General features: G+C 73.1%; 9 protein-coding genes and 1 riboswitch. Of the genes, 4 read left to right on the top strand and 5 right to left on the bottom strand.

Features of this window, described 5'->3' with window-relative positions; genetic code table 11:
- Nucleotides 1-570: divalent metal cation transporter (locus tag IEZ17_RS05540; RefSeq protein ID WP_189296930.1), on the bottom strand; the 570-nt coding region annotated here is incomplete at its 3' end.
- A gap of 312 nt (nt 571-882) precedes the next feature.
- Nucleotides 883-1,055, bottom strand: a riboswitch (M-box (ykoK) riboswitch).
- A gap of 244 nt (nt 1,056-1,299) precedes the next feature.
- On the opposite strand from IEZ17_RS05540, the gene IEZ17_RS05535 reads away from it, so the two are divergent.
- The 4 genes from IEZ17_RS05535 to recX all read left to right on the top strand — a co-directional run bounded on the left by IEZ17_RS05535 (nt 1,300) and on the right by recX (nt 3,774).
- A complete protein-coding gene (locus tag IEZ17_RS05535; RefSeq protein WP_189296928.1) occupies nt 1,300-1,494 on the top strand; it encodes a DUF3046 domain-containing protein in 195 nt (64 codons plus the stop codon).
- Nucleotides 1,495-1,539: 45 nt separating this feature from the next.
- Nucleotides 1,540-1,719: a hypothetical protein gene (locus IEZ17_RS05530; protein ID WP_189296926.1), complete on the top strand. Its 180-nt coding sequence runs from the start codon at nt 1,540-1,542 to the stop codon at nt 1,717-1,719.
- 219 nt (nt 1,720-1,938) lie between these two features.
- Complete coding sequence (recA, locus tag IEZ17_RS05525; protein WP_189296924.1) at nt 1,939-3,060, top strand: recombinase RecA; 1,122 nt, start codon at nt 1,939-1,941, stop codon at nt 3,058-3,060.
- A gap of 6 nt (nt 3,061-3,066) precedes the next feature.
- Complete coding sequence (gene recX, locus IEZ17_RS05520; RefSeq protein WP_189296922.1) at nt 3,067-3,774, top strand: recombination regulator RecX; 708 nt, start codon at nt 3,067-3,069, stop codon at nt 3,772-3,774.
- A gap of 35 nt (nt 3,775-3,809) precedes the next feature.
- Here the strand turns inward: recX and IEZ17_RS05515 are convergent, their stop codons facing one another.
- From IEZ17_RS05515 to IEZ17_RS05505, 4 genes are all read right to left on the bottom strand, one after another.
- Nucleotides 3,810-4,187, bottom strand: coding sequence for a rhodanese-like domain-containing protein (locus tag IEZ17_RS05515; protein ID WP_189296920.1), 378 nt, complete (start codon nt 4,185-4,187; stop codon nt 3,810-3,812).
- A 145-nt stretch (nt 4,188-4,332) separates the two neighbouring features.
- Complete coding sequence (locus tag IEZ17_RS05510) at nt 4,333-4,884, bottom strand: cupin domain-containing protein (protein ID WP_189296918.1); 552 nt, start codon at nt 4,882-4,884, stop codon at nt 4,333-4,335.
- A gap of 86 nt (nt 4,885-4,970) precedes the next feature.
- Complete coding sequence (locus IEZ17_RS44375; RefSeq protein WP_373299730.1) at nt 4,971-5,114, bottom strand: putative leader peptide; 144 nt, start codon at nt 5,112-5,114, stop codon at nt 4,971-4,973.
- Nucleotides 5,050-6,909, bottom strand: coding sequence for an FAD-dependent monooxygenase (locus IEZ17_RS05505; protein ID WP_189296916.1), 1,860 nt, complete (start codon nt 6,907-6,909; stop codon nt 5,050-5,052). The genes IEZ17_RS44375 and IEZ17_RS05505 overlap by 65 nt, the downstream gene beginning before the upstream one ends.
- Between the last annotated feature and the right edge of the window lie 29 nt (nt 6,910-6,938).

The raw sequence follows: 6,938 nt of genomic DNA, 5'->3' as shown, positions 1-6,938 counted from the left end.
GATGGCCACGCGCTCGAACCGGCGGAAGGAGCCGGTGAAGGCGGAGGCGATGATGATCATGGCGGCCAGGATCACCGCGCCGGCCTTGGGCAGCCCCAGGTAGCCGGCGGCGAGCGTGATCCCGATGAACTCCGTGACGATGGTCAGGGCGTTGAGCAGGAACAGGTCGATGACGGAGAACGCGCCCCAGAACTTCCCGAACCGCTCCAGGATCAGCCGGGCGTGGCCGACGCCGGTGACGGCGCCGAGGCGCAGCACCATCTCCTGGTTGACGTACAGGACGGGCACCAGTAGGAGCAGGGTCCACAGCAGGCTGGTGCCGTAGTTCTGCCCGGCCTGCCCGTAGGTGGAGAACGCACCGGCGTCGTTGTCGCCGACCATCACGATCAGGCCGGGCCCGACGATCGCCAGCAGGGTCTTGAGCTTCGCTGACAGGCCGGTGCGGGGCGCGGTGTCGTCGAGCTTGATGGTGCCCAGCGCGCCGCGGATGTCGCCCACGTGCGCATCATCGAGAACGGCGGTGTGCGGTGCGGTGGCCGCGGCGCTGCCGTTGAGCGTGGTGTTGGTCATGACGTACCTCCCAAGCCCCCCCCGGAGGGAGAGGTATTGGGGGCACGCAGCAGTCATCCTCCCTGCGCGGGAGCGCAGCACGGCGACCCGTGATGGCACGTGGCCATACGGGGGCGTGACACGGCGGGAAGGCCGCGCAGGGAAGGTGGTTACCGCGTGCCGGAAGAATGCGAGGACAAGCGGGGAAGGGGCCGATGACGGCCCTGACTACTGCAACTGCAATCCATGTCTCTCGCCTCCTTCCGGCCGGGACGCGAACGGTGCGCGTCAGCAACGACTCGGCAAGGAGCAGGCCGGACCGGAATCCCCGCCGACTCACCCCAACTCGTCAGAGCTTTGGCACTCCACGGCGTAATCCCCGTGCCGGGGAAGCCACTTGGGGTCACCCCTTAGGTCGGGGAGACCTGTCCTGATCCGGAGCGTCTCTCGACGGGTGGGATCAGTGGCCTGTGTCCGTGAAGACGCCTCACCGAACGAGGTGCCTCTTCAAACCTCGAAGAGTCTAGCCCCGCACAGGGACCCCGATCCGCCTTCTTGGCAGAGACTTAACCCGGCGGGTGACGGACGCCACACGGTGGGTGCGCGGGGGCCGCGGCCCGGTCCCGTCGCCCCGGGGGGCTGCGGAGTGGCACACGGGCCGGCCGGGAGGCGGGACAATGGCACCCTGGCCGTAAGGCCGCCGAGCGGCGCGAGCCGGAAGCGGATCAGAGTGGGTGCGGAGCGGGAATCATGCGGTTGACGGTGTTCTGGCAGCGGATGGCGGACCACTTCGGCGCGGCGTACGCCGACTCGTTCGCGCGCGATCACGTGATGTCCGAGCTCGGCGGCCGTACCGTCCATGAGGCGCTGGACGCGGGCTGGAGCGCCAAAGAGGTGTGGCGGGCGGTCTGCGGCGCGATGGATGTGCCGTACGACAAGCAGTGAGCGACGGCCCTGCGCGGCCGGCCGCCGGTGGCGGATCCTGATCGCGTGCACCGTCTGCCCCTGGTGCGCGCCGTCGGCGTGCGGCTTCGCCGCGATGGCGAGGAAGAAGGGGAAGCAGAGGAAGAAGGGGAGCGCAGGGACCGCGCGGAAGGCGGCGGCTGGCGGCTGCTGGCGGCGGCCGGTGTCCTGCGCGGCGCCCGAGGAGACCTCCTCGCGATTCCCTGACGCAGGGCGGCCTGTGTGGTGTCGTGGTGCGCTTGACACCAAAATCGAACATCCATTCTTATGGGGATCCGGCCATGGATCCCGGGCCCGTCCCGGGGTGGTTCCCGGGTGTTTCGCGGGGTTGTCCACAGGCCGGAGCCGGGTCCGGGCGCATTGTCAGTGGCAGGCGTTAGCGTCATGGACGTGAAGCGATCGACTCAAGCAAACCGGGTGGAACCCATGGCAGGCACTGACCGCGAGAAGGCGCTGGACGCCGCGCTCGCACAGATTGAACGGCAATTCGGCAAGGGCGCCGTGATGCGCATGGGGGAGCGGCCCAACGAACCCATCGAGGTCATCCCCACCGGATCGACCGCCCTCGACGTCGCGCTCGGTGTCGGCGGCATCCCGCGCGGCCGGGTCGTCGAGGTCTACGGCCCGGAGTCCTCCGGTAAGACGACCCTGACCCTGCACGCCGTGGCGAACGCCCAGAAGGCCGGCGGCTCCGTCGCGTTCATCGACGCCGAGCACGCCCTCGACCCGGAGTACGCCAGGAAGCTCGGTGTGGACACCGACGCCCTGATCCTCTCCCAGCCGGACAACGGCGAGCAGGCCCTGGAGATCACGGACATGCTGGTCCGCTCCGGTGCGCTCGACCTGATCGTGATCGACTCCGTCGCCGCCCTGGTGCCGCGGGCCGAGATCGAGGGCGAGATGGGCGACTCGCACGTCGGCCTCCAGGCCCGGCTGATGAGCCAGGCACTGCGCAAGATCACCAGCGCGCTCAACCAGTCCAAGACCACCGCCATCTTCATCAACCAGCTCCGCGAGAAGATCGGCGTGATGTTCGGCTCTCCGGAGACCACGACCGGTGGCCGCGCGCTGAAGTTCTACGCCTCGGTCCGGATCGACATCCGCCGGATCGAGACCCTGAAGGACGGCACCGAGGCGGTCGGCAACCGCACCCGCTGCAAGGTCGTCAAGAACAAGGTCGCCCCGCCCTTCAAGCAGGCCGAGTTCGACATCCTCTACGGCCAGGGCATCAGCCGCGAGGGCGGTCTGATCGACATGGGCGTCGAGCACGGCTTCATCCGCAAGTCCGGCGCCTGGTACACCTACGAGGGCGACCAGCTCGGCCAGGGCAAGGAGAACGCCCGCAACTTCCTCAAGGACAACCCGGATCTCGCCAACGAGATCGAGAAGAAGATCAAGGAGAAGCTGGGCATCGGCGTGAAGCCGGAAGACCCGGCGGCGGAGCCCGGCGCGGACGCGGCGGGGGCGGCGGAGGCGCCGGCCAAGGCCGCTCCGGCGACGGCCGCCAAGACCGCCAAGGGCGCCAAGGCCGCGGCGGCCAAGAGCTAGCCCGCGATGACACGGCGAACGGACTGGCCGAGCAGCGAGGACGACTTCCGCAGCGCTGTCGGCGACGCCGAGAACCGTAGCGGCCGGGCGGGCCGCGCCGCGCGCAGGCACGGGGCCGCCCATGAGGCCGGTGCCGCCCGCGAGGACGGCGCGGCCGGAAGGGACGGCGGTGGTTCCCTCTCGTCGAGGGCCGAGTCGGGACCGCCGCGTACGCCCGAGGAGCAGGCGCGGGCGATCTGCCTGCGCCTGCTCACCGGGAGCCCGCGCACCCGAAAGCAGCTCGCGGACGCGCTGCGGGAGCGGGGCATCCCCGAGGAGGCCGCGGAGGAGGTGCTGTCCCGCTTCGAGGAGGTCGGGCTGATCGACGATGCGGCGTTCGCCGGCGCCTGGGTGGAGTCCCGCCACCACGGCCGCGGCCTGGCCCGCCGCGCGCTGGCCCGCGAGCTGCGCACCAAGGGCGTGGACTCCGCCGTGATCGATGAGGCCGTCGGCCGCCTCGATCCGGACCAGGAGGAGTCCACCGCCCGCGAGTTGGTGGACCGGAAGCTGCGGGCCACCCGCGGTCTGGACCGCGAGAAGCGGCTGCGCCGGCTGGCCGGCATGCTGGCCCGCAAGGGCTATCCCGAGGGCCTCGCCCTCCGCGTCGTACGCCAGGCGCTGGAGGAGGAGGGCGAGGACCCCGAGCTGCTGGAGCAGCACCTACCGGAGGGATGAAGGGCCGCCACGGCGGCGGACGACGGACCCATCCGTCACCTCTCCACCGGCAGGCCCGCCCCTCGCCACGCCTGGAAGCCGCCGACCAGATCGGTCGCGCGGTGCAGGCCCAGCTGGTGCAGGGAGACCGCGGCGAGGCTGGAGGCATAGCCCTCGTTGCAGATCACCACGACCGGCAGATCGTGACGGTTCGCCTCGGGGGCACGGTGCTCGCCCGTCGGGTCGAGCCGCCATTCCAGCTCGTTGCGCTCGACGATCAGCGCACCGGGAATGGTGCCGTCCCGCTCCCGCAGCTGCGCATAGCGGATGTCCACCAGCAGCCCGCCGGCGTCCCGGAGCGCGGCGGCCTCGTGGGGACCCACCCGGGTCAGCATCTGCCGTGCCCGTGCCAGCAGTTCGTCGACCGCACTCATGCCGATCCCTCGCTCCGCTCGGCCCCGCATGCGCGGCGCGCGCACCCTTCGACGAAGCTCCGCCGGCCTTTGCCCGGGACCCCCGCGCCGCTCTCGACGAGTCTCCTCGCAGCCTTCGGCCGGGGGACGTCCGCGCCGCGTGCGCTCATCGCCACTCCTCCGGCCGTTCGACCTCCTCCAGGCGCAGTACCGGTCCGGTCCGGCTGTAGCGGCGCATCAGCGGCAGCGGCGGGTAGTAGGCGTGCACGGACACCGCGTGGGTGTCCGCGGAGGTGTTGAGCACCTGGTGCACATGGTGCGGGCCGAACGCCCGCCCGCGGCCGTCGTGGAGCGTGTGCTGCCGGTCGACGCCGTCGGCGAGTTCCAGCGTTTTCCAGCCGTCGGTGGGGAGTTGGACGGCGAGCGACTGTTCCGTCAGCTCACCGGCCGCCGTCGCGAACGCACCCCGGGAGCCGCCGTGGTCGTGCCAGCCGGTGCCGGTCCCGGGCGGCCAGCCGATCAGCCATGCCTCGCTGCCGCCCGGTCCGTCCAGCCGGATCCAGGTACGGCCTTCGGGGTCGAGCGGCAGCGAGGTGACGAGCGCGGTGTCGGCGGCGGTGCGGCGGGCGAAGTCGAGAAGTTCGGAGGCGCTGGGGCCGCTGGGGCCGCTGCCGTGGGAGGCGGCACGCGGATGCGCAGGGGTCTGTACGTCGGGCACGGGAAACCGTCCTGAGTGATCGCGAAGAGGCACGACCGGTCGGAGGCGAACGGCCGCGCGGGAAGGGATTTCCGGAGAACTGCGGATCAACAGGACGGACGACACATGCAGCCCGCATAGCGGACCAGGTCGAGATGGACCCTCCGCCAGAACCGCGAGCTGTGATCAGTCACTCTCGGAGTGAAGCACGGCGCTTCCCGGAGGGTCAACAGGGGACGCGCCCGCGGCATCGCCGGAGGTGCCGCCCGTGGCACCCTCCGCCGTGCTCCCCGCACCGTCCCTCGGGGCACCGCCCGGTCCGTCCCCCTTGCCGGCTCCGCCGGTCTCCCCGGCCGCGCGCGCCTCGGTGGTCTTCCCCGTCTCCCGCCCGTACGCCCCGCCGCGGACCGCGTCGGCGCAGGCGGACAGCCCGCCCGGCCGGACCCCGGACAGCGCCGTGACCAGATGGCCGTCGGGCCGGACGACCAGCACGGTGTGCGCGGTGGCGCCCGGATACGCCTCGGTGACCAGGATCTCGGCGCGCATCGGCAGCGCGCCGACCGCGTTGGTCAGCCGCGGCATCAGCCCCGCCGACTGCCAGTGCCGCCGGTCCCAGACGCCGGTACCGGGCGCCACCAGCACCACCAGCAGCCCCTGCCCGAGGCGTTCGCGCAGCCGCACCACCGACCCGTCGGACGCGGTCACCACCACATCCGCGACCGGGCCCCCGGGAACGGTGTCGACGGCCGTCTCACCGGGCAGCCCGGCGGCCGGTGCCAGCGGCGTACGGGCGTACGTGGGCGCGGCGCCCAGCGGGCCGCGGCCCAGATGTCCGTCGGTCAGCAGGGTGCTGCGGCCCCGGGCCGCGCCCGGCAGAACGGTTCGCCAGCGGACCGCCCCGCCGTCCCGCAGCAGCGGCAGCGCCGAGTCCGCGGCCCGCAGCCGGGCCGCGACCGCGCCCCGGCGCTCGGCCTGGTAGCTGTCCAGCAGCGTCTCGGAGGCGCCGTGGTGCCAGGCCAGCCCCAGCTTCCAGGCGAGGTTCTCGGCGTCCCGCAACCCCTCGTCCAGGCCCTGGGTGCCGAGCGCGCCCAGCAGATGGGCGGCGTCCCCGGCGAGGAAGGCGCGGCCCTGCCGCCAGGTCCGCGCCAGCCGGTGGTGGACGGTGTGCACGCCGGTGTCGAGGAGTTCGTACGGCGGGACGAGCCTGCCCTGCCCGCCGGCGCCGTCGTCGCCGGACTCCGCCGCCGAGTCCGCCGTCCAGCCGGCCAGCGAGTCGCGGATCCGCGCCACCAGGGCGTCCGGGGTGACCAGTTCGCGTCCCGGCGGCAGCAGCCAGTCCAGCCGCCAGACGCCACCGGCCAGCGGGCGGGCGGAGACCTCGGCGACCGGGCCGCCGCCGTGCCGGGCCGGTGAGCGGTGCAGCAGGGCCTCGCCAGGCCAGGGGAGTTCGGTGCGCAGCGCGGCCACCGCGTACCGTTCGACGGCCGTCCGGCCCGGGAAGCGGATGTCCAGCAGCTTGCGGACGGTGGACCGCGGGCCGTCGCAGCCGACCAGGTAACTCCCGCGCCATGACGTCCCGTCGGGGCCGCGGGTGTGCGCCGTGACGCCCTGCTCGTCCTGCTCGATGCCGGCGAGCCGGCTGCCGGTGGCGACCTCGGCGAGCTGCTCACCGGCCAGTGCGGCGCGCAGCGCGCGGGTCAGCGCGTGCTGGGGGAGGTGGATCGGGGACGCCGCGGTGGCCGGGCCCGCGGCACCGGATGCGTCGGGGGCGCCGGGCGGGGTGAAGGCGACGCGTTCCAGCAGCCGGCGGCGGCGCACGGTGCGCCAGGCCGACCAGCGGGTGCCGGCGCTCTCCAGGGTGGCGGCGCAGCCGAGCCGGCCGACGAACGCCGCGGTGTCCGGGCGCAGCACGGCGGTGCGGGCGGGCCGGGTGTCCTCCTGGCCCTCGGTCTCGTCGAGGACCACGACCGGGACGCCGAGCCGGGTGAGCGCGAGCGCGAGGGACAGGCCGACCGGGCCGGCCCCGACGACGATCACCGGGTCCACGGCGCGGCTCCCTCGGTCCGGCGGTACGT

This window comes from Streptomyces albospinus (assembly GCF_014648695.1).
GTDB classification, from domain to species: domain Bacteria; phylum Actinomycetota; class Actinomycetes; order Streptomycetales; family Streptomycetaceae; genus Streptomyces; species Streptomyces albospinus.
The sequence above is the reverse complement of the archived record's forward strand: the minus strand, read 5'-3'. Positions and strand labels throughout refer to the sequence as shown.